Source organism: uncultured Aliivibrio sp., from assembly GCF_946479765.1.
In the GTDB taxonomy this organism is placed as follows: domain Bacteria; phylum Pseudomonadota; class Gammaproteobacteria; order Enterobacterales; family Vibrionaceae; genus Aliivibrio.
The window spans coordinates 25665-47019 of record NZ_CAMLHO010000017.1; the positions used below are offsets into that span (position 1 = coordinate 25665).

Here is a 21355-nt window from a genome sequence, read left to right on the forward strand (position 1 = left end):
GTAAGATAATGGCTATTTATAAATACAGTGGGCGTAACTCCCAAGGTAAACCGATCTCCGGAACGATTGAAGCCGCCACAGAAGAGGCAGTTGCGGGTCAATTAATGAATGATGGTATTATCCCAATTTCAATTCGTACTGGTGGTCAATTTAAAGGATCGGCAAACTCAGTGGATTGGCAAGCTTGGTTTCAGCCTCCGATCCCGCTTGAGGTTTTAGTTATATACTGTCGCCAAATGTACAGTTTAACCAAGGCAGGGGTTCCTATATTAAGAGCCATGAACGGTTTATCTCAAAACAGTAATAACAAAATTCTTAAGCATGCACTTGAAGAGGTGACGGCAGATCTTACCAATGGTCGTAGTTTATCCGTTGCAATGAAGCAGCACCCAAGAGTATTTAGTTCTCTGTTTGTATCGATGATCCACGTCGGTGAGAATACAGGTCGTTTAGATCAAGCCTTATTTCAATTGGCGAATTATTACGAACAAGAAATGGAAACGCGTAAGCGCATCAAGTCAGCAATGCGTTATCCTATTTTTGTATTGACCTTTATATTTTTGGCGATGTTGGTACTAAACGTTAAGGTTATTCCACAATTTACCTCGATGTTTTCGAGATTTGGTGTCGAATTACCATTACCGACTCGAATATTAATGGCTACCTCCAGTTTTTCTGTTAACTACTGGCATTTTATCCTTGGTGGAGTGGCCGGGATATTTGTGGCTTTTCAGTCGTGGATCAGCGGTGATGTTGGTCGAGAAACGTGGGACAAGTTTCGCCTTAATATTCCAATTGTAGGGGATATTGTTACTCGAGCACAGATGTCTCGTTTTTCACGAACGTTCGCACTTATGTTGAAATCAGGGGTGCCATTAAACCAATCCATCGCACTGTCTGCGGAGGCTCTTGGTAATAAGTATTTAGAGAACCGATTATTAGAAATGAAAAGTGGCATTGAATCAGGCACCAGTATATCAACCTCGGCAGCACAAAGTGGGGTTTTTACACCGCTAGTACAGCAGATGATTGCAGTAGGTGAAGAGACTGGTCAGATTGATGATCTGTTGCTGGAAGTCTCTGATTTTTATGATCGTGAAGTTGATTATGATCTGAAAACACTGACGGCACGCATTGAGCCGCTGTTATTGGTTGTGGTAGCTGGTATGGTGCTCATATTGGCATTGGGTATTTTCCTACCAATGTGGAATATGTTAGATGTAGTAAAAGGGGGCTAATCATGAAGGCAATCCGTATTTCGTGGGTGGCTCTATTTGTTATTCTACTGGCGGTCATTTTATTTCAATGGGGTAAAATGGAACCTGAAGTTGAAGATACAGCGTTGATGATGACAAGTCGTGAGATCCTTTCTTCTGCGAATGAGTTTAAAAATTATTGGGTTGTAGATGGGCAGCCAACACATTTGATGAAGGACGGTATTGAGGTCACCTTTAGTCGTCTAGGTTGGCCTGTGGTTTTTGATGATAATGGTGATCTTGATTGTCAGCAATGGTTGCATCTTTTACTGCCTAAAAAAGATAAGATATATACGGACAGTATAAATATAAATGATGTTTCAAAGAATCAAGCACTGTATCGTTGTGAGTACAGAGCGCCAAATGGTAAAATAATATCCATTATGCTCAACAATGGTGCGTTTAAAGTGAGTATCGGTTTTTTGAATGAAAATTAAGTTGTCGTTTTTTTGACGAACAGTGTGTTTTTTTTTATAAAATCCCTTACAATTCAGAACGAAAATAAGCAATAGAGAGAAGCATTAAGATGAAGCACCAAAAAGGTTTCTCACTGGTTGAGCTAGTGATTGTAATAGTGGTAATAGGTTTATTGGCAACGGTTGCATTACCACGATTTTTAGATGTTAGCCTTGAAGCTAAAAAAGCAAGTATTGAAGGCGTTGCAGGTGGCTATGCAACGGCGGTTCTTTCTGCAAGAGCACAATGGGAAGCGGAAGCTCGTCCAAAAATAGACGATAATAATGCAGTCAGTTATGACGGCACTGAATTTTGGTTAACGGACCCATCTAAGGTTAATCAGTCTGATTTTCGTCCGGGTTACCCAATGTCACCCCGAGAAGATTTAGATGGTAATAACACGGGCCCTTATCCCGCTTCATTAACGGTAGAAAACTGTATTTTATTAATGGAAATGTTACTGCAAAACGCTCCGTATGTAACCAATGACAGTAACGATAATAAAGCGAAATACTTAGCTGAAGTGATGATAGAGAATGGTCGTAATCAGTGTAAATACACTCAGCAAGAGAATGAAGGTCATTTTTTTACTTATGAACCAGAATCTGGTCGAGTAGTCGTGACGCTGCAATAAAAGAATTTACATCTGTGTGCCGATGTTATACAACTCTGCGCATAGAGAGATAAACCTGCTTTTACTCATTATGTTTGAGCAGTAAACGTTTTTAACAATAATGATGGCAACGATCGCGTGCCATCACTTTTATAACAAAAGAGAGAAGTAACATGAAAAAACAAGGTGGTTTCACCCTTATTGAGTTAGTCGTAGTTATCGTTATTCTAGGTATTCTTGCCGTGACTGCTGCACCTAAGTTTCTTAATCTTCAAGGCGATGCGCGTGCATCATCACTGCAAGGCTTGAAAGGCGCGATGTCTGGCGCTGCGGGTATTGTTTATGGTAAAGCGGCGATTGAAGGTATTGAGCGTATCGAAAATGGCGGAAATGGATATAAAGATATCGATGGTATTGCTGTGACATACGGTTATCCAATGGCTTCTTCTGCTGGTATTGGTGCTGCTGTTGTTGGTTTGGGTCAAGATTGGTCTATCGCAGATGATAGTGGAACGGAATTAGTTGCTACGTTTAAGAAGGATACTTTAGACGGAAACCTTGCGGAAATTAAAGCTACAAAATGTTACGTATCATATAAGACTCTAGCATCGGCATCAGCATCAGCTCCAACAATAGAAGTTTTTAATAAATGTTAATAGCTAACGCTTAACACCTAAAAAGCCAGCGACCTCCGCTGGCTTTTTTATATCTAAAATTAACATTATCTTCGTTATCTTTATTAATTCCGTTATCCTAGTAACAGGAAGCAATAAGGTAACTGATGATGACTTTTCCCCGCAAGATATCGCAACAAAAAGCACCCACAAAAATGGCCGGATTCACTCTGGTAGAGTTGATCGTTGTGATCGTACTTTTAGCGATTATTGCCGTTTATGCCTCCAGTAAATACATGGGAACCAGTCGTTTCTCATCCGCGGTTACGCAAGAGCAAGTGATGTCTATTTTGCGCCAAGTGCAAATGACGGCGATGCAAAACAATACCTCAAACAGCAATTCAAGCTCAAATACCTGTGGTTCACTCTTTCTGGCTCCCGATCAATTTGGTGTCGCTCAATCATGCCAGCAACAAGGCATGAGCAGTGCAGTATTATCTGATTATTCTAAAGAGACTAATCGACAACAGCTTGAACTCATCCAGTTAAGTTATGCCTTTACAGGTATCAACGGTGCCGTGTTAGTTTCTGAGCTGTCGTTTGATCTGTTAGGCAGACCGACAATGATCGCATCTTCTGCTACAACATCACTCTGCACTAATCAAGATTGCCGTATCACCATCACCACGCCTACCTCTAATGAAAGTCGCTCTGTATGCATTAATAGTGAAGGCTTTGTGTATCGCTCAAAGCTAAATAGAGGGTGTAAGCTATGAGTAAGATATTTACACTTCAACGAGGGTTTACCTTAATTGAATCGGTGATTGGCATTGTGCTTCTAGGCTTTGCTTTATCTGTATTGGCGATGGGGGTGTTTAGCTCATCAATAAAATCGCATCAAGCCACTTATCAAGCACAAGCCGCCGCATTAGGGCATTCAATAATGACCGATATATTGAGCCGCCAGTTTGATGAGAACAGCGATCCTAATGGTGGTGAATACCGTTGTGGAGAGGTAATCTCCGGTGTGCTAATCCCGAGTTGTACCTCATCAGAAAACTTAGGGCGAGATGGTGTTGAGAGTAATTCAACAACCTTTAATGACGTCGATGATTTTATCGGCTGTTGGGGTGAGTCTGAGCAATGTCGGGTTGGTTTAGTAAATTACGCATTAAACCAATTGATTGATCAAGACAGTGCTGATGAGTATAAAAACGTTACCGTCGAAATTAATGTTACTTATGCAGATGTAGATAATAGAGCAACAGCAATAACTCAGTTCAAAAAGATCGATATTACTCTTTATGCCAGTAGTTACGCGAAATACACCTTTAGTGCCTATCGAGGGAATTACTAATGAAACGTATCAGCGGATTTACGTTAATCGAACTGATCTTAACCATTGTGGTGGTCGGGATTGTGGCGATTGCAGCGAGCAATACCTTGCAGTTAGGTTTTCAAAGTTATAACGACAGTATTGATCGTCAAGATAACCAAATGCAGGCTACATTTGTGATTGAGAAGTTGAGCCGTGAGTTACGTCATGCCGTGCCAAATAGCGTAGAAGTATCAGTGAATGGCCGTTGTATCAGTTTTATTCCTGTTGAAGTCAGTGCTTTCTATTTAGCCTTACCGACATTTAACCAAAAATACATTGATATCGTATTGCTCTCTAATGATGCCTTTAATCTTAACGGTCATAGATTAGTCATTAACCCAAGCTCTCAAGCTGATTTAATTAATGAAAGTAACCACCGATTTGTGAATATTGAATCAATGACGCGATCTGGAGGTATTTCTACAATTAAGTTTCCTAAAGCACTTAATAATCCCGCGTTTATTTCAAGCTCTGTTTCTGAACGTGCCTTTATTTATCGACCAAGTGTCGTTGAGTATTGTATACAGGCTGGCGGGGTGTTTCGTGATGGGGTGCAAATTGCTAACCATGTTACCTCTGGTGGATTTTCTATTGATAACGTGTCGCTCAATCGCAATAGCATGATTAAAATGGTCTTAATATTTGAAAATGATCTTGGTGAGGTAACTCAATATCAACATGATGTGCAGGTGATCAATGTACCGTAATCAAGTAAAGCAAAAAGGTAACCTGCTTATCATGTCTGTTGTTGTCATGGTTGCTGTTGGGTATCTGTCACTAAATTTATTGAAAGTAGAAACCAGTAATCACGATACTGTCTCTAAAGAAGTGTTAGGTACTCAAGCGTGGTTTCTTGCGCATTCTGGAGTTGAGTGGGGGTTAGTGCAGTTATTTCCGTTAGGGCAGTCAGGAGCAGATGATACGATTTGTGATGGTAATATTAGAAATCCAAATATGCAGCTTGATAACAGCGGTTGCCGCACTGCACCACAAGTAGAGTGTGAGCAAACATCAATTCGTTATCAAGATAATGATATTAACTACTTTAAAATTACCAGTACAGCTAGCTGTGGCTCAGGAATAAATGAAGTGACGCGAGTTCAAGAAGTATGGGCAAAGGAGATAGGGCAATGAGAATGTGTTTGAAATGGTCGTTTTTTATTTCTTTATTATTTACAGCTAACTTTGCTTTAGCTGCTTCATCTCTATCTTGTAGTCTTCTTAGTAAAGGTGATTTTTCGGTTCAATTTACCATTGATGATAGCAAGAATGATCTCTATGTTAGCAAATCGAGTTTATTTGGCATAGATAGATTATGGTCAGCTGAAAACAGGCTATCCACTATTATTTATGATGGCGCAATTCAAGATGTTGAAAACTATTACCTTGCACTAAGTTACGATTACTCTGGTAATCAGTTTACTTCCGGAGTTATTACTTATTATAAAAGTCGTGATGGAAATCATTGGAATGAAATAAAAAAAGAGAATGTGAACTTTTATTCTCTTTTTGGTAATCGCATAAAGGTATGGACGGAAGCTGATGAAGATATCACCTCTTTGTCTTGTTCTGATTCGCAATTTATACCAAATCTTGAGATCAATAGAGATCCACAGTTTGAATTTGGTCGATTGAGTGCATCTGCATGCCGTGGTTATCCTGAAGATAATGTAAATTGCACATTAACGTTTAAAAATACATATGATGTTGATAAACCAATGCCTTTGGTTTTTGTTATGCCGACAATAGAGTTAAAAAACACAAATAAGCATAAATCTATTACAGAGCTTCCATCATCATTAATGGTGTCAAATGTCACTCATCAAGGTGCTAATATATTGCAGTTAATTGCACCTCATGAAAAGGCCGATCATGGTGTTAGGTTTAAGCCTGCGCCAATGCAAGATATTGACTATTTTATAATGGAACCAGGAGTCTTAGAGCTAAGTAATGGTTCAAAGATTGTGGCTAATTCATTATTTACATCAAGAACAATTTCTAAAGGAGGTCAGGAGCATAATACAGGAGAAATTATTGATTTTAGCCAGTATGGTTTGTCATCAGATTTTACGTCTGTTCCTGGGGTTTTAGTTGAGCCACAAACTAAGAATAATGCGTCCGCGTGGTTTACTGGTTATGCTGGAGCGGTAGAAAAGAAACAGTTTCGTTTAGCTCTAGAGCGATCTGAAGTAATAAGAAATAATATTGTCGATAGTAAGGAAAAAATAGCATTCGTTGCTGGACAAGGCGCGGGCTTTGTTAATGGCAAGAAATTTTGGCTTGGTCAAGCTGAAACAACAAATACCACAAAAGATGAAATAGATAAGATTTTCAATCCTGTAATCAAGGGCTGTACTACTGCGTATACGGATATATCAGAAGGGAATTTTGATAGCCCTCCTATTTTAGTGGCGACCAAAAACTCAAGAAATGGTGCCAATGGCGGTTGGCTTCGCCGTTGTGATCTTCAAAAAGATAAAGTGTCTTTTATTGTTGAAGAGGATATGGATTCAGATCCTGAGCGAGCTCATGCTGCTGAGAAAGCAGGATTCTTTATGTTTGAAGAGCCAATCAGTTCGCCTGTTTGTGATTTATTTCCAAGTCCAGTTCAAACATGGAGAAATAATGCATTAGCAAAGTTATCTATTTTAAAAAGAGCTAAGATAACAGGTGCTCCTTTGATTTCTGGTCGTCGCTTTGTAGGTTTCTTAGGTAGCGATATTCATGATGACAATAATAAAATAGCTTGTAATGGAACAGAGTGTTCATCTGAACCTGGTTTAATGGTTGATAAATTATCATTAGAATCGTTTAGACCTCCAATGCCTGATTTTGAGACCGTAATTGTAGGAAAAGATGAAATAAAAAAGTATGAATCTGATGAGACAATGGGCTCTTTAAAGATAGATAAAAAAGGTAAAGCAATTTTCAATACGGGTACTTATTGGATTGATAGCATTAATATTCTTGGTGAATTAATTATTCCACCGGGCGAGAATGTGATTATACACACCAAGGGATTTTCTTTAAGTAACGGTGCTTTTTTTGGTATTCAAAATAATGCTCAATTACTTGTTATTGTCCATGACCTTCCATATTCCTATCGGAATGTTTTTAGTTGGGTAAACCTTGCTAATCACTCAAACTTTGAAGGGTTGCTATACAGTGAAAAGGAGGTGTTGATTAATAATCATGCGGTTTTAACTGGAGCTGTAACTGCATCGATTGTTACTGTTTATCATGATGCTCAAATTGTTGGGTCTAACCAATGTTTTGACCCTCCCAAAAGCTACACTTTAAACGTCACCCCACAAATTGATTACAGCTTAACTTGTGAACGTATCCCTGTGAAATTTACAATTGAAGATGATAATGGCCCTGTTCTTGGTTTCAATAAGCCTTTTTCCGTTTCAATTAATGCTAAAAATAATGGCACAGCATGTTGGTCTACATCTGCGGATAAATCAGTCGCAGCAGATTGTTCAATAACGGGGTCAACATTCGTCGATGGTGAAAAAATATTATACCTAGATAGCTCTGACCTAGATGTTTTTGATGTGACGGCATCATCTGATGGCTTAAAAGAAGTAATCAAAGAGCATTTTGAATTTGTACCATTTAAATTTGATATTAATACTGTTCGAGTTATTGCAAATAAATCGCAGAGTTTTGATATCAATGTACTTGCTTGTAATGATGGAACTCCTGATGTTGTCCAAGATTATAATGGTAATAAACACTTAAATGTATCACAGTATATTTTAGATTATCCTAATTCATATGAAGGAATAAGAACGGATTTAGAATTGGCAAGTAAGATAAATCCAAATCAAATCGAACTTACGTTTAATCAAGGTATAGCTACGACTGATTTAACTTATTCAGAAGCGGGCGCTATTAATTTTACCTTGACTGACCCAAACTTTACCTGTCCTGTTAGTTTTGATTGTAATGATTATCCTGTTGACTCTAGTTTATTATCAACAGTCGTAAATGTTGAATCTCGTCCTTGGAAACTTGTTGTTTGTAGTGATATATCTGTCGATGGTAATAGTTTTGGTGGCTCAGCGTTAGTTGCGGCTGGTGAAAGGTTTTCTGTAAAGGTGAAACCTGTGAGGTTCGGTGTAGTAACTGATTTATGTCAGCTACCGGTGACTCAAAATTTCTTTAAATCATCGGCTCCTTTTTCATCTATATCTCCATCATATGAGTTAAGTACTCCAACGGCTGGAGTTAAAGGCACTTTGGCCCCATTGGTACCTATTAATCATGATGTTTACGTAGATGCTGGTAGGAATAGTTATTACGAGTTTAATAATATGACCTATTCAGAGGTTGGAAGTATTCTATTTAAATCTGAAGCTTTAAGTCCTATTTTTTATGATGGGATTCTCGGGGGAGTTGAGTTCGGTGAGCTTTCTATTGGTCGCTTCTATCCAGCCTATTTCACGATTACTGATACCGTGTGGGATTACCCTGAAAAGCAAGGATCTTCTGAAGGAACTTATATCTACATGGCGCAACCTTTTGATGACGTAAACTTTACTGTTACAGCTTATTCGAAGAGCGATTCGACCGTTAGTAATTATGGGTTGTTTGATACAAACTTAAAAGCCAATTTTTTATTAGCAGGTGATTACAATAGCCGATTGAATATCGCACCGTCTGATTTAGATAATGGCCATTGGAGTAGTGCCACTTGGGATACACCTGATTTTTCAAATGGTGTTATTTGGTCAAGAAAAAATGCATCAACGTTGGCTAGTAATGTAACGACAACTGCTGACGGCCCTTTTAATAATGGTATTCATTCGATAACAACGGCATTGAATTTAGCAATAAGCGGTGTTGATCCGGTTTCTTTTGATAAAACCAAAGAAGCACTAGAGCAAGAGTTACTATCTCAACCGAAGGTTCGTTATGGACGCATGGTACTTGATAGCGTTGGGTCCTCGGGCGGCAGTGATGTCAATGTGCCATTGAGAGTTGAATATTGGAATGGTAACACCTTTGTTTTGAGTGATACCGATAATGCCAGTAAGTTTGATGGTTCTAAATACTGTAAGCAAATTATTTGGCCAAACCCCACAGATGTAAGCCCATCCAAATTACGCGGGGTAGGCAATGTAGATGATGGAACTAATAAAATTAACTTGAATGCAGATCCTGATGGTTATACTTTACGTGAGCAAGTTCGATTCTGGTTACGTTTAGCTACTGAGTCTCCACAAAAAGGAGAGTTAAATGTGAACTGTCAGAGTGCCCCGGGGTCGAATGATGTACAACCGTGGTTACAATACAATTGGCGAGGCCAAGGCGATGAAGATCCATCGGCCGTCGTTACCTTTGGTGTCTATCGTGGAAATGATCGCATCATTTTTCGCGGCGAAAGTAACATAATTGGTACTTCTAACTAAAAATTGAATAAAAATCCTGATTTGCTTCAGGATTCTGTAGCAATGCCTTGCTGATTAGGCTAGGCATTGGTACATTTAGTTATATTTATCTTATTCTCACGCTTTCAGGAAATACGAAGATTATGTTTAAGAAACTTCGTGGCATGTTTTCAAACGATCTATCGATCGATCTAGGTACTGCCAACACACTTATTTATGTAAAAGGGCAAGGCATTGTTCTTAATGAGCCATCTGTTGTTGCTATTCGTCAGGACCGTAATGGTTCTACGAAAAGTGTTGCCGCTGTAGGTCATGAAGCGAAGCAAATGCTAGGACGTACTCCGGGTAATATTTCTGCTATTCGTCCAATGAAAGATGGCGTTATTGCAGACTTCTATGTAACAGAGAAAATGCTTCAGCACTTCATTAAGCAAGTGCATGACAACAGCATTTTACGTCCAAGCCCTCGCGTATTAGTGTGTGTTCCTTGTGGTTCTACACAAGTTGAACGTCGTGCTATTCGTGAATCAGCGCAAGGTGCTGGTGCTCGTGAAGTTTATCTAATTGATGAGCCAATGGCTGCTGCAATTGGTGCGGGTCTACCTGTATCTGAAGCAACGGGTTCTATGGTTATCGATATAGGTGGCGGTACAACAGAAGTTGCAGTTATCTCTCTTAACGGTGTGGTTTATTCTTCATCTGTTCGTATTGGTGGTGACCGCTTTGATGAAGCAATCATTAACTATGTACGTCGTAACTACGGCAGCCTAATTGGTGAAGCTACGGCAGAGCGCATTAAGCACGAAATCGGTTCAGCTTACCCTGGCGATGATGTATGCGAAATTGAAGTTCGTGGTCGTAACCTTGCAGAAGGTGTTCCTCGTAGCTTTACGCTTAACTCAAATGAAATTTTAGAAGCTCTGCAAGAACCTCTTTCAGGTATCGTATCAGCAGTAATGGTAGCACTAGAGCAGTGTCCACCAGAGCTAGCTTCTGATATTTCAGAGCATGGTATGGTATTGACGGGTGGTGGTGCACTACTTCGTGATCTAGACCGTCTTCTTACTGAAGAAACTGGAATTCCAGTGGTTGTTGCTGATGAACCGCTAACTTGTGTGGCTCGTGGCGGCGGTAAAGCATTAGAAATGATCGACATGCACGGTGGCGATCTCTTTAGTGAAGAGTAATAACAACTAACGGGTGAGTGGATATGACTCCAATCTTTGGTAGAGGTCCCTCTCTACAGTTTCGCCTGTTTATTGCTGTAATGGTATCGGCTAGCCTTATGCTAGCCGATAGTCGTTTAAATGCATTTTCCGACATTCGTTACTTATTAAATAGCTTTGTATCTCCTATTCACTATGCGGCAAACCTCCCTCGTACCATGTTTGATGGCATGTATGAAAGATTTAATAGCCGTAATAAACTCATGCTTGAAAATCAGAAATTGAAACAAGACATGTTTGTGCAAAACAGCAATTTGTTGTTACTAGAGCAACTCAAACAAGAAAATAGTCGTTTGCGAGATCTGCTTGGTTCGCCGTTTATTCGTGATGAAAGAAAAATGGTTACTGAGGTGATGGCAGTTGATTCAGCGCCTTATACTCATCAAGTAATGATTGATAAAGGTTTAATCGATGGTGTTTATGAAGGCCAGCCTGTCATCAGCGACAAAGGTATTGTTGGACAAATAAATTACGTCGGTGCTCATAATAGTCGTGTATTACTGTTAACCGATTCAAATAATGCCATTCCTGTACAGATTGTTAGAAATGATATTCGTGTAATCGCATCGGGTAAGGGGCATTTAGACAGCATGCAGTTGGAGCACATTCCAACGAATACAGATGTTGAAGTCGGTGACTTATTGGTTAGTTCAGGCTTAGGTGGTCGCTATCCAGAAGGCTATCCTGTTGGTTATATTTCAAATATTGATAATGATAACAAGCGTCCTTTTGCCTCTATCGATTTAAAAACAACCGTTGAATTTGATAAATTACGTTATTTATTATTGGTTTGGCCTACAGATGTGGAAGTAAATAGCAAGGAGATGCCAAATGGCAAGTAGTCATTTAATGCGCGGTAGAATTATTATTTGGCTCTCTTTTTTAATCGCATTGACATTACAAGCGGCGCCTTGGCCTGGTACCTTGGAAGTATTAAGACCTTCTTGGATTATTCTGGTTACTTTTTACTGGGTGCTTGCATTACCTCATCGAGTTAATGTTGGGACTGCCATGCTATTGGGGATCTTATGGGATCTTCTTTTAGGTACTACACTAGGTATTCGCGGCATGACGATGGCGATACTTGTGTATCTTGTCGCCGCTAATTTTAAAGTATTAAGAAACTTGGCGTTATGGCAACAAGCGGCTATTTTCTCAGCGCTAACCTTATTAGGTAAAATATTAGAGTTTATGGGCGAGTTTTTGGTTCATGATGTGTCCTTTAACGCACACTTCTTATGGGCTGGCGTGTTAAACTTTATTTTATGGCCTTGGTTATTCTTACTGATGCGTAGAGTTCGTCGTCATTGGTCTATTCGATAAGGAAGTGTAATGACAACTCAAGTTTTTTTGGCTTCAGCTTCTCCGCGGAGAAAGGAACTGTTAGCTCAATTAGGTTACCAGTTTGAAATTTTATCTGTTGATGTAGAAGAAGTTCATCAAGCACATGAAACCCCTCTTATGTATGTTGAGCGATTATCGAAAGACAAAGCGCAAGCAGGGGTAAGCTCATTAGCTAGTTCAACAGCAATAGAGCAAAGTGAGAATAAACATATCCCGGTATTGGGCTCTGACACCATCGTCGTTATCGATGGTGTTATTTTAGAAAAGCCGAAAGATTTTGAAGATGCTAAGAGAATGCTCTTAGCACTGTCTGGTCGTCAACATCAAGTTATGACTGCCGTTACACTAGCAACACCTGATACAACAAGAACCAAAACAGTCATTACACAGGTGTGGTTTAGAACACTTTCAGAACAAGAAATAGAACAATATTGGGAAAGTGGAGAACCTTGTGATAAAGCAGGTTCGTACGGTATTCAAGGTAGTGGTGGGCGATTTGTCTCGCGTATTGATGGCAGTTATCACGCTGTCATGGGACTACCTTTGATGGAAACAGATCAGCTCTTACACCAATTTTTGTAAAAATTAGTGAGGTGCTCCAATGAGTACAGAGTTGTTAATAAACGTAACGCCAAGTGAAACTCGAGTTGCGATGATTGAAGCCGGTGTGCTTCAAGAGATCCATGTAGAAAGAGAAGCAAGACGTGGGATGGTGGGTAATATATACAAAGGCCGAGTAAGCCGAGTATTGCCGGGGATGCAAGCTGCGTTTATTGATATCGGTTTGGATAAAGCCGCATTTTTGCACGCCTCAGATATTGTTCCTCACACGGAATGTGTCTCTGAAAATGAAAAACGTCAATTTAAAGTGAGAGACATTTCTCAATTAGTACACCAAGGACAAGATTTGGTGGTGCAAGTTGTTAAAGATCCGCTTGGAACCAAAGGCGCTCGCTTAACGACAGACATTACTCTTCCTTCTCGTTACTTGGTATTTATGCCAGGGGCAAGTCACGTTGGTGTATCTCAACGAATTGAAAGTGAAAAAGAACGTAATCGTTTAAAGAATACGGTCTCTGATTACTGTGATGAATTCGGTGGTTTTATTATTCGCACCGCTGCTGAAGGTGCAAGTGAAGCTGAAATCTCGCAAGATGCTGCTTTTCTAAAACGTTTATGGCATAAAGTCATCGAGCGTCGTAAGAAGAGTAAAACAAAATCCATGCTGTATGGTGAGTTGGGGTTAGACCAACGTATCTTACGTGATTTTGTTGGAACAGAGCTTGATTTAATTCGTGTTGATTCAAAACAGGCTTTTGAAAAACTAAAGCAGTTCACAACCGAATTTGTACCAGAATTAACGAAGAAACTAGAATATTATTCAGGTGACAAGCCTATCTTTGACATGTACGAAACAGAGAACGAAATTCAACGTGCTCTTGATCGTAAAGTAGAGTTAAAGTCAGGTGGTTATTTGATTATTGACCAAACAGAAGCAATGACAACGGTAGATATTAATACTGGCGCATTTGTAGGTCGTCGTAATTTAGAAGAAACCATTTTCAATACCAATATTGAAGCGACACAAGCGATTGCACGTCAACTTCGTTTACGTAATCTAGGTGGGATCATCATCATTGATTTCATTGATATGCTTAGCGAAGAACATCGTCGTCGCGTACTTCAGTCTTTGGGTTCAGCGCTAGAAAAAGATCGTGTGAAAACCAATATTAATGGATTCACACAACTTGGCTTAGTTGAGATGACTCGAAAGCGTACACGAGAAAGTATTGAACATATTCTATGTGGTCAGTGTCCAACGTGTGAAGGCCGAGGAGCAGTGAAGACTGTTGAGAGTGTCTGCTATGAGATCTTACGTGAAATAACACGAGTAAACCGAGCTTATGATTCGGATAAGTTTGTGGTTTATGCCGCCGTTGCTGTTGCTGATGCACTGGAAGGCGAAGAATCTCATGCACTAGCTGAACTTGAACTTTTTATTGGCAAACAGGTGAAAATCCAAGCTGAACCTCTGTATATTCAAGAGCAGTTTGATGTCGTAATGATGTAGAGAATAATAATACGTGACCACTAAGTTAATTCGTTTTGAACGTTGCTTGATGGGATTATTGCTGCTGGTATTTTTACTGGCAGCCTTAGTCATAACAAGCTTGCGTCTGTTCCTTCCTTCTTTGAACAAATACCAATCTGAAATTGAAGGTTTCCTTTCTCAAACAACTGGTTTTTCAATCTCCATTGGCGAGCTAGATGGTCGTTGGCGAAATACCAACCCTTCATTAAACCTTCGAAAATTGAAAGCAATAGATCCGATTTCTGGCGATGAAATCATCTCAGTTAAAGAAGTCGAGATCCAATTGAATATCCTTTCTTCTCTTTGGGCCAGACAGCCTCAATTTGCTGATTTACGTATTGATAAGTTAACGGCAGATCTCACCTCGCTAGGTAGTGCGTCATCGAAATCGACAGATGATGACGTTCAAAAGAAAAACGACAGTGAGAATTCATTAGCCAAGCGATTAGAAGATTTATTTTTAGTTCGATTAAACCACTTTTCTTTAAAAGATTCACAAGTGGCTTTTGTTGCGTTGGATGGAACGGATAAAACAATACAAATTGACTCATTACAGTGGCGAAATGAGCGCAGAAAACACCTTGCTGAAGGTGTTGTCAGTGTTATTGGCAGTGAAATTAATCAACTTAAAGTGATCGCAAACTTTAAAGAAAAAGGCACATTTAAAAGTTTAGATGGGCATTTTTATGTTGAAGCAAAAAATATTCAAGTAACACCATGGATAACGGAAGAGATCCAAAAAGAATATGGGGTTACTCAAGGCGAAGTATCAGCAAATGCATGGCTATCATTCAAAGATGGACAACCAGTGGATGCCTTAGTGGAAGCCTCTCCTTCTTATTTGAATTGGCTTGAAGATAAAAATGTCCATCAAGTAAGTGTTGAAGGGGGTGTTTTTGAACTTCAACCGGATGATAAAGGTTGGAAAGTTCTCGCTTCGGATATTCAAATTAAGCACCAAGAAGAGTTGTGGCCTGAAGTATCGGGGACCTTCACATGGCAGCCTGAAAAATGGATTTTAAATATCACTCATATTGATTTGCATAGTGCTTTGGGTTTGAAAACGTTACTTCCCGCTTCTCAAGATAATGTGACTGATTTATTGAATACCTTGGATCCTAAAGGCAGCGTTAATGATGTTCGTGTTGAGTTTGATCATCTTACCGGATTACATTATTCAGCTTCTGTTCAAGCAGCAGGGATGAAGCAATGGGAGTTACTGCCTGGGTTTAATAAATTAGACATTTTAATTGCAGGTGATGCAGAAAAAGGTCAAGCCAAACTCTCATTGGTTGATGATGTTTTACCTTATGGTGAGGTTTTTCAAGCGCCTTTAAATATAACAAATGGCGATGTGACGGCCTATTGGGAAGTTAATGATAGCGGTTGGCGTTTATGGTCGGATTACATCAATGTATCTACACCAGATCTGCAAGCCAAAGGTGAATTTCGTCTCGATTTTCCAAAAGATAAACCCTCAGTCCTCTCTTTTTATGCAGAAGCGGATGCGTTTAATGCCGATCAAACATGGCGTTATTTACCAACCTTAGCGCTAGGGCAAGATTTAACAGATTATTTATCTTCAGCAGTACAAGGTGGCAGTGCAAAAACAGTTCAACTGCTTTGGTATGGTGAAGTCGCTGATTTTCCTTACACTAAATACGATGGCATATTTCAGGTTAAAGTCGGATTAAAAGACGCAAAGTTTTCTTTTGATACGGCATGGCCTCCGTTGACTAACTTGCAATTAGATTTAATGTTCCAGAATGCCTCTATGTTTTTGAGTTCTCATTCAGCGGATCTTATGGATGTACATGCTACCCGTGTTACGGGGCGTATTGCCAATTTATCAGAAGATGGGAAATTAACGATCCGAGCAATAGCTAATGGTTCTGGAAAAGCGGTGCGAGAGTACATGACGGCTACTCCTTTAGTTGATTCGGTTGGTGCTGCGCTAAATAGCATACAAGTAAATAATCGTATCGATGCGTTATTACGACTTGATATTCCCTTTTCTGGTGAAGAAGTAAGGGCGTGGGGTCATGCTGATTTAGCCAATAGCCACATAGAATTACAATCACCAAATATAGTTTTAACCAATGCAAAAGGTCGTATTGAGTTTGATAATGATGTGGTTAAAGCATCAGGAATAAAAGCGTCATTATTAGGCCAGTCAGTCTCTCTTTCATTTAATGGGGAGGCGCAATCTGATTATTACGGTGTTGCGGTTGAAACTAAGGGTAATTGGAAGGTGGCACCACTGAAAGAGTACATTGATTCACCTATGATGGAAAAAGTCAGTGGGAGCTCTGAGTGGAGTTCAAACATTAATTTGCAAGTGGCTGATGTTGGCTTTACTTATCAGATAGAGGTGAATGCCTCATTAGATAAAATGAATTCGACGTTACCTTATCCTCTTGCTTTAAGTCAGGGTTTGAAAGAAAAGGCATTGTTACAAGTCTCTGGTAACTCAGAGAAATTGTCTGGTCGCTTTACGTTGCCAAGTGCCAAATATCAAACAGAAATCAATATTACCGAAGTAATGCCAGTGATCACCGCGAGTCATGTAGTCGTTGGAAGTGGTAATTTTAAAGTGAGCCCTATTGTTGGTCAATCTGCTGTAATTAATACAAAATCCTTGGATATGGATGCTTGGTTAGCTGAACCTATTGTAAATCAGAGTGCTAAAAAAGCATCGAAAACACCAGAGGCGAGTCATTTTCCAGTAATACCGTTACCTACACGTATTCAAGCGAAGGTGAAATCATTACATCTTGCGAGTTTGGATTGGAATGATGTAAATACTAATATTCGAAAGAAATCTCAGGGTTGGTATGCGCAAATACAAAGTCAAGAAGCTGATGGAAAAGCAAGCTGGAAGGATGACGGTAATTTACTGGTTCAGTTAGATAGCCTTCATGTTTATATTCCGAGTTTAGATGAACCTGAAAATCAAAAAGGGTTAAATCAAGCGAAGGGGAATGCCCCGTTAATTTCTGCTTTTGACCGTGAGTTTTTCCGCTTAATGCCAAATCTTGAATTAACGATAAAAGACACATGGGTTCAAGGTTATAAGCTAGGTAAAGTAGATACAAAGCTGCATAAGAAAGAGGGTAGTTTCTATCTTGATAAGCTAAATATCACCAGTGGTGAAAATAAATTAGCGATGTCAGGACATTGGTTGTTGGATAAAAAAGTGAGTCAGTCTACCTTTAAGATGACAGCATCAGGAGAAGATAATTCTGAATTATTAGCGCGTTTTGGGATCAGTTCGGGTATTCAAAAAGCCAATTACAGTATGGATGCGGATCTTGAATGGAACGGATCCCCTTGGAGTATTCAGACAAATACGCTTTCTGGTGATCTTTCGTCGACGCTTGGTGAAGGTATTATCACTGATGTAAAGGGAGCTGCTCGTTTTCTTGGTTTATTTAGTATGGATTCAATTATTCGCAAAATGAAACTCGACTTTAGAGATGTATTTGATGATGGTATGGCCTTTAATTCGATAACTGGCAGCGGAAAAATGCGTAACGGTATTTTTGTTAGCAATAATCTCACAATGGATGCTATTGCTGGTGAAATGATTATTAAAGGCAAAGCAGATTTAAATACACGGTTAGTCGATGCAGAAGTGAGTTTTACTCCTGATATGACGTCAGGCATCCCAATTATTACAGCGTTTGCGGTTGCTCCACAGACTGCAATTATTGTGCTTGCGGTAGCGACGGCAATAGCACCAGTGATTGATGTTATTACTCAGGTAAATTATAAAGTAGAAGGACCACTGGAATCACCAACAGTAAAAGAGCTATCTCGTAGTCAGGGTGAATACCAATTACCTGAAAAAACTGAGAATTAATGACTCTGAGATCCTAGGGAAAGCAAATAATAAGGACATATGATGAGTAAAGTTGGCGTAGTTCAAATGAATTCAGGTGCCGATCCTGATGATAATATTAAGCAACTGACTCTCAAGTTGAAGGGATTGTGGTTACAAGGTGCAAAACTGGCTCTAACTCCAGAGAACTGTATTGTTTTTGGTAAGAAAGAAGATTATGAGCGACACGCAGAGCCTCTTGGAGAAGGGGTTTTACAGCAAGCGTTATCCGATCTTGCTAAGCGTTACCAAATGTGGCTTGTAATTGGGTCTTTTCCTATTCGAAATCCAGATAATAGCTTATCGACAACGTGTTTGGTTTATGATGATACTGGGGAACTTATTGAGCATTATCATAAACTTCATATGTTTGATGTTGAGGTGGCAGATGGTCACCAAAGTTATCGAGAATCTGATACGTTTACGGCTGGTAATGAAATAAAAGTCGTCGATACGCCTGTTGGGAAGCTGGGGCTATCAATTTGTTATGATGTTCGTTTTCCTCAGCTATACAGTGAACTTCGACGACAAGGCGCTGAGATTATTGTTGTTCCAGCCGCGTTTACTAAAGTTACGGGCTATGCGCATTGGGATATTTTATTGCGTTCAAGAGCGATTGAAACTCAGTGTTGGCTATTAGCCGCAGGGCAATGGGGATCTCATGGTGCAGGTCGTGAAACGTGGGGACACTCTATGATTGTTGATCCATGGGGAAATAAGGCCGCGCTTCAAAAAGAAGGGACGGGCGTTATTGTTGCTGATATCGATTTATCACAATTAGCGACCATTCGTAGAAAAATGCCTGTCGCGCAACATGCAAGATTAGATTGCCAATTAAACTAAACTCGGTGTGTATGCGGTTTATTTAAGAAAAGAGTGAGTTTCACTATAAAACACACTCTTTTTTATTCATAATTAGATCCTAGATCTTAAATTCTTAACAAGAGTATCTCGAATGAGTTTGCAAGAAGTAGAACAATCCTTATTGAGTCAAGCAGGGATCGGTCAGCAGGAACTGTCTCAGACCTTAAGCACCATTGCAAAAAGAGACGTAGACTATGCTGATATCTACTTTCAGTCTTGCTGGCATGAATCGTTAGTACTTGAAGACAGTATCATTAAAGATGGCTCTTTTAATATTGACCGTGGTGTTGGTATTCGAGCGGTTGCTGGAGAAAAAACGGGTTTTGCGTACTCTGATCAAATTAACCTTGAGGCATTAACTCAAAGCGCAAAAGCGGCTAGAGGTATTGTTCAGCAAGGTGGTGAAGGTAAGGTTAAGGCATTCTCAGCGCAGTCTATTCCTCAGTTCTACGCGCCTATAAATCCGTTAAATAGCTTGGGTAAACAACAGAAAATTGTATTGCTTGAAGAAATAGATGCTTACATTCGTGCTAAAGAACCTTTAGTTCAGGAAGTATCGGCAAGCATTAGTGGTGTATACGAACAAATGTTGGTTGCTGCTCTTGACGGTACTTATGCTGCGGATGTGCGTCCATTAGTTCGTTTATCTATTAGTGTATTGGTTCAACGTGGTGATAAACGTGAACGCGGTAGTGCTGGTGGTGGCGGTCGTTATGGCTATGATTATTTCTTAACTGAAATCGCAGGTAAATCTATTGCGCTTGAATTCGCCGATGAAGCGATTCGCCAAGCTTTAGTTAATTTAGATGCAGATGCAGCACCAGCAGGAATGATGCCTGTTGTTTTAGGTTCAGGTTGGCCGGGTGTGCTATTACATGAAGCGGTAGGTCATGGTCTTGAAGGTGACTTCAACCGTAAAGGTTCTTCCGTATTCTCTGGTAAAATTGGCGAGCAAGTCACTTCTTCAGTATGTACGATTGTTGATGATGGTACCATGGCTGATCGCCGTGGTTCATTGAATGTTGATGATGAGGGTGTTCCAGGACAATACAATACGTTAATTGAAAATGGCGTATTGAAAGGTTACATGCAAGATAAGTTAAATGCACGCTTAATGGGCGTAGCACCTACGGGGAATGGTCGCCGTGAGTCGTATGCTCATTTGCCAATGCCTCGTATGACCAATACTTATATGCTGCCTGGTGAATATACTCCAGAAGAGATCATATCAACGGTTAAAAAAGGTATTTATGCACCAAACTTTGGTGGTGGTCAGGTTGATATTACCTCTGGTAAGTTTGTATTTTCAGCATCAGAAGCGTACTTAATTGAAGACGGTAAAATTACTCGTCCAGTGAAAGGCGCAACCTTGATTGGTTCTGGTATGGAAGCGATGCAACAAATTTCAATGGTAGGTAATGATCTGTCATTGGATCGTGGTGTAGGTGTTTGTGGTAAAGCAGGACAAAGTATCCCTGTCGGTGTGGGTCAACCAACCTTAAAATTAGACGCGTTGACAGTAGGTGGTACAGAGTAACCTCTGTGTATTAATTTACTGTTATCTGAATATATAAAAAGAGCCAAGCATTAAATGATGCTTGGCTCTTTTTTTATTTGTACTTTTATATCGAAGAATTATAGGTCTTCTGACAAATACAAATCTTTTAATACTTGAAAAATTTCACGGTATGCCTTTGGCGGCTTATTCGATTCTTTTTCTTTTTTTGCTTGGCGAGCAAGTTGACGGAAGCGTTGACGATCCGCTTCTGGGTATTTCACCATTACGTCTTCAATCACAGCATCAGGCGTTTCAATCATACGATCACGTAGGATTTCTAACTTATGAAGAGCGATAGTTGTTTGCGAGTGCTTGTTACGCACTTTATCCAAAGCTGTTTGAATTGCTTCAGGATCTTCTAATCGCATTAACTTGCCAATATATTGTAATTGGCGACGTTTTGCTTCGTTTCTAAAACGTTGTGCATCAAAGATCGCTATTTGTAGGAGCTCTGATAGTGGAAACTTAGCAAGAACCGCAGGTTTTAAACCAACAAGTTCTTCGCCTAATTTTTGGATGTCTTCCATGTCATTTTTCATCTCGGTTCTACTTACCCAGATGATCTCTTCTTCTTCTTCCCAAGGAGCTTTTTGATTTTTACGTGCCATGATCTTCATTCTTTAATGGGTGATTCTCTCTATTTTAGCAAGATAAATAGATAATTGGGCGCAAATTTAT

18 protein-coding genes are annotated in these 21355 nt (G+C 39.7%); 17 read left to right on the forward strand and 1 reads right to left on the reverse strand.

The window, feature by feature from the left end; genetic code table 11:
- Positions 1-8 precede the first annotated feature (8 nt).
- The 17 genes from Q1K78_RS08425 to tldD all read left to right on the forward strand — a co-directional run bounded on the left by Q1K78_RS08425 (position 9) and on the right by tldD (position 20656).
- The gene (locus Q1K78_RS08425; protein WP_300176764.1) at positions 9-1238 is read left to right on the forward strand and encodes a type II secretion system F family protein; all 1230 of its coding nucleotides are present in this window, start codon (positions 9-11) and stop codon (positions 1236-1238) included.
- Between the two features lie 2 nt (positions 1239-1240).
- A complete protein-coding gene (locus Q1K78_RS08430; RefSeq protein ID WP_300176767.1) occupies positions 1241-1693 on the forward strand; it encodes a type IV pilus, mannose-sensitive hemagglutinin protein MshF in 453 nt (150 codons plus the stop codon).
- An 89-nt stretch (positions 1694-1782) separates the two neighbouring features.
- Positions 1783-2346, forward strand: a complete 564-nt coding sequence (locus tag Q1K78_RS08435; protein WP_300176770.1) for a prepilin-type N-terminal cleavage/methylation domain-containing protein — start codon at positions 1783-1785, stop codon at positions 2344-2346.
- Positions 2347-2498: 152 nt separating this feature from the next.
- On the forward strand, positions 2499-2981 hold the full coding sequence (locus Q1K78_RS08440) for a type II secretion system protein (RefSeq protein WP_300176774.1): 483 nt from the start codon (positions 2499-2501) through the stop codon (positions 2979-2981).
- 125 nt (positions 2982-3106) lie between these two features.
- Positions 3107-3715, forward strand: a complete 609-nt coding sequence (locus tag Q1K78_RS08445) for a type II secretion system protein (RefSeq protein WP_300176777.1) — start codon at positions 3107-3109, stop codon at positions 3713-3715.
- Positions 3712-4296 carry a type II secretion system protein gene (locus Q1K78_RS08450; RefSeq protein ID WP_300176779.1) on the forward strand — a complete coding sequence of 195 codons (585 nt, stop codon included), beginning with the start codon at positions 3712-3714 and terminating at the stop codon, positions 4294-4296. Before Q1K78_RS08445 ends, Q1K78_RS08450 begins: the two co-directional genes overlap by 4 nt.
- Positions 4296-5024, forward strand: a complete 729-nt coding sequence (locus tag Q1K78_RS08455) for a type II secretion system protein (protein ID WP_300176782.1) — start codon at positions 4296-4298, stop codon at positions 5022-5024. Before Q1K78_RS08450 ends, Q1K78_RS08455 begins: the two co-directional genes overlap by 1 nt.
- Positions 5014-5451, forward strand: coding sequence for an MSHA biogenesis protein MshP (locus Q1K78_RS08460; protein WP_300176785.1), 438 nt, complete (start codon positions 5014-5016; stop codon positions 5449-5451). The genes Q1K78_RS08455 and Q1K78_RS08460 overlap by 11 nt, the downstream gene beginning before the upstream one ends.
- A complete protein-coding gene (locus Q1K78_RS08465) occupies positions 5448-9734 on the forward strand; it encodes a DUF6701 domain-containing protein (protein WP_300176788.1) in 4287 nt (1428 codons plus the stop codon). The genes Q1K78_RS08460 and Q1K78_RS08465 overlap by 4 nt, the downstream gene beginning before the upstream one ends.
- Before the next feature lie 122 nt (positions 9735-9856).
- Positions 9857-10900 carry a rod shape-determining protein gene (locus tag Q1K78_RS08470; RefSeq protein WP_300176791.1) on the forward strand — a complete coding sequence of 348 codons (1044 nt, stop codon included), beginning with the start codon at positions 9857-9859 and terminating at the stop codon, positions 10898-10900.
- Between the two features lie 23 nt (positions 10901-10923).
- Positions 10924-11781, forward strand: coding sequence for a rod shape-determining protein MreC (gene mreC / locus Q1K78_RS08475; RefSeq protein WP_300176794.1), 858 nt, complete (start codon positions 10924-10926; stop codon positions 11779-11781).
- Positions 11771-12262 carry a rod shape-determining protein MreD gene (gene mreD, locus Q1K78_RS08480; protein WP_300176796.1) on the forward strand — a complete coding sequence of 164 codons (492 nt, stop codon included), beginning with the start codon at positions 11771-11773 and terminating at the stop codon, positions 12260-12262. The genes mreC and mreD overlap by 11 nt, the downstream gene beginning before the upstream one ends.
- Positions 12263-12271: 9 nt before the next feature.
- Entirely contained in the window at positions 12272-12865 is a 594-nt protein-coding gene (locus tag Q1K78_RS08485; RefSeq protein WP_300176798.1) for a Maf family protein, read from the forward strand.
- A gap of 19 nt (positions 12866-12884) precedes the next feature.
- The gene (rng, locus tag Q1K78_RS08490) at positions 12885-14354 is read left to right on the forward strand and encodes a ribonuclease G (RefSeq protein ID WP_300176800.1); all 1470 of its coding nucleotides are present in this window, start codon (positions 12885-12887) and stop codon (positions 14352-14354) included.
- Positions 14355-14367: 13 nt separating this feature from the next.
- Positions 14368-18237, forward strand: a complete 3870-nt coding sequence (locus tag Q1K78_RS08495) for a YhdP family protein (RefSeq protein WP_300176803.1) — start codon at positions 14368-14370, stop codon at positions 18235-18237.
- Positions 18238-18279: 42 nt separating this feature from the next.
- Entirely contained in the window at positions 18280-19098 is an 819-nt protein-coding gene (locus Q1K78_RS08500; protein WP_300176921.1) for a carbon-nitrogen hydrolase family protein, read from the forward strand.
- 112 nt (positions 19099-19210) lie between these two features.
- Positions 19211-20656 (forward strand): metalloprotease TldD, encoded by a 1446-nt coding sequence (gene tldD / locus Q1K78_RS08505; RefSeq protein ID WP_300176805.1) that lies wholly within the window; start codon positions 19211-19213, stop codon positions 20654-20656.
- Between the two features lie 98 nt (positions 20657-20754).
- Here the strand turns inward: tldD and yjgA are convergent, their stop codons facing one another.
- Positions 20755-21285 carry a ribosome biogenesis factor YjgA gene (gene yjgA / locus Q1K78_RS08510; RefSeq protein WP_300176808.1) on the reverse strand — a complete coding sequence of 177 codons (531 nt, stop codon included), beginning with the start codon at positions 21283-21285 and terminating at the stop codon, positions 20755-20757.
- Between the last annotated feature and the right edge of the window lie 70 nt (positions 21286-21355).